Annotated in this window: 2 protein-coding genes and 1 other RNA gene; all 3 read left to right on the forward strand. The window is 51.5% G+C overall.

The window, feature by feature from the left end; translation table 11 throughout:
• On the forward strand, nucleotides 1-229 hold a 229-nt coding region (locus L215_RS10250; protein WP_044111711.1), incomplete at its 5' end, for a hypothetical protein.
• Nucleotides 199-602: a transfer-messenger RNA gene (ssrA, locus tag L215_RS09790) on the forward strand. The genes L215_RS10250 and ssrA, both read left to right, overlap by 31 nt.
• Nucleotides 603-986: 384 nt before the next feature.
• Nucleotides 987-1,922, forward strand: a complete 936-nt coding sequence (locus L215_RS0103680) for an alpha/beta hydrolase (RefSeq protein ID WP_025883996.1) — start codon at nucleotides 987-989, stop codon at nucleotides 1,920-1,922.
• Nucleotides 1,923-2,220 lie beyond the last annotated feature (298 nt).

Raw genomic sequence — 2,220 nt, forward strand, 5'->3', positions numbered from 1 at the left:
GATCAGAGTGATCAGAGTGATCGGAGTGATCGGAGCGATCAGAGGGATCGGAGGGGATCGGAGGGATTTTTGTACCTTTGCAGGTGATGAGCTGGAGGAGGTAGCGCTCGATGCGACCTCTGACAGGCTCAGATACGATCTCTCCCCAGCTGGGCGGTATAGCGATACGTTGGCCAGGGAGATGCAACAGATACTCTTGGGGCTGATTGGCTTTGACAGCGTGTTGTAGTGATCCGTAAGCATGTGGTGCCTGCTGTGACGCACCTTAAAACCTTACTGCGAACCTTTCTAAATGGCGAAAACAATTTTGCTCTCGCTGCGTAGTCGAAGTATAGTACACTAACGCTTCATCCCAGGCATAGATGCCGGGACGAGACATCACCCAGGGGGCCGTTGCTCCGAGGCGCTCTGATACGGTGGTGCATGGATATCGGGGATCGGATGGTGTCGCCTCGTACATCGTCTTAAACTTTAGAGGATAAGGCTTTAGCTCGGTCGCTGTGCTCGTGAGCTAAGGCCCGACAATCAAAGTACAGCTAAACATGTAGAAAGCGCTTTGCCACCATGTTTGGACCGGGGTTCAATTCCCCGCAGCTCCACAACCCCACAGACAGTTAAGTCCCTTCGACTGGGTACGCCTAGTCGGAGGGACTTATCTTATATGGTCACTCACATAAAGAGACTGTTACATAAAGGCGAATCGCTGTGTTGCTTTCGGAATTCGGCTTCGGTCGCATACGGAGGTATGCTCCCTTCAGACCTCACCCTCAGCGCCTTGTACTTCATCCTTTCTGCAAAGTTAGAACAATCTTGCGCAAGATTGTGAGCCTGTTGACTTTTGCAACAGTCTCATAAAGAGCCGATCGGGCACCTGCTACCGCACAGTAGGTATCTATCCCTAGTACTGCATACTAGATGAAGCATTATCTTTGTCTCCACAGAGCATCTAAGCCCATCCATAGACTTAAACAAAAGACCATACAGCTATGAGTATTACCTACAGAGTGGCAGCCTCGATAGTGAGACTCCTAAACATCAAGAAGCTCTTTAGAAAGTCAGAAGCAGAGATCCTCGCCTTTGCGACTAAGCAGTCGAATAAGTTCAGACTTCGACTAGATCAATTTAAAGGCTATCACTGCTCCATAGAGGAGGTCGATGGCTTTAAGTGTGTCAAGCTACAGGCGACTCCTAAGCCCGCCGCAAAAGCTGTCCTGCTACTTTATGGCGGAGGGTATGTCACGCCACCAGATGCGAGAGACTTCAAGATAGCCAAGAGGATTGTCGATCAGACGGGGAGCGATGTGTGGTTTTTCCTTTACCCCCTGATTGTGGAGCACACACTCGAGGTGACCTTTGAGAAGACGCATCAGCTCTATCGGCGCATGCTCGAGCAGTACGCTCCTGAGCAAATATCGATCTTAGGCTTCTCCTCAGGAGCTTGTCTCGCTATCGGGATAGGACTATATAATAATGAGCAGCGTATGCAGCTACCTAGCCCCAGACAAATCATAGCGGTCTCTCCTGGAGGCATCCCCCTCTCGCTTTGTGAGGGACATGAAGACATGGCAGACGAAGATGCAGACTTCATTGCCTCTCTAAAGGCTCTCTCGGAGCAAGACATAATCGTCGACTACCATTACTTCGGCACCGTCGCCTCGATAATAAACCGACACAAGCGACAGCCCGACTATATGATCAACAGCTGCGTGGGCGACTTCTCACACTTTCCCAAGACCTACCTCTACTATGGGTCGCACGAGTGTCTCTACGCTTGCGCCCCCTACTACAAGCGCGCATTCGTCCAGTATGGGGTCCCCTATGAGATACATATCGGCGAGGGTCTGTGCCACTGCTATCCGCTCTTTCGCTTCTTTCCAGAGGGACGTAAGGCTCAGGACGAAATCATCAATCGCCTAAGATAAGCGTAGCGCACCTTCCCAAGCGAAAGGGAGGCTTACGTGAGAGCTTTGCAAAATCCGCTTAGTAGGAGAGGAGTTTCTATCCAAAAGCACTTGCGAGGTCCCATCCAACGGAGTGAATCGGAGGGATGATTAGAGATTAGAGGTTAGAAGTTAGAGATTAGAGGTTAGGGATCAGAGCGATCGGAGCTGTCGGAGCGATCGGAGGAAACGACCGCTTGCGGTCGGACGCATCGTAGCCCCCAGTCGGAGGGGCAAAGCCCCGAACGACTGCGGGGTCAGGAGTCACACGAAGCAAGCG

The sequence above is a fragment of the Porphyromonas uenonis DSM 23387 = JCM 13868 genome (assembly GCF_000482365.1).
Lineage (GTDB): Bacteria > Bacteroidota > Bacteroidia > Bacteroidales > Porphyromonadaceae > Porphyromonas > Porphyromonas uenonis.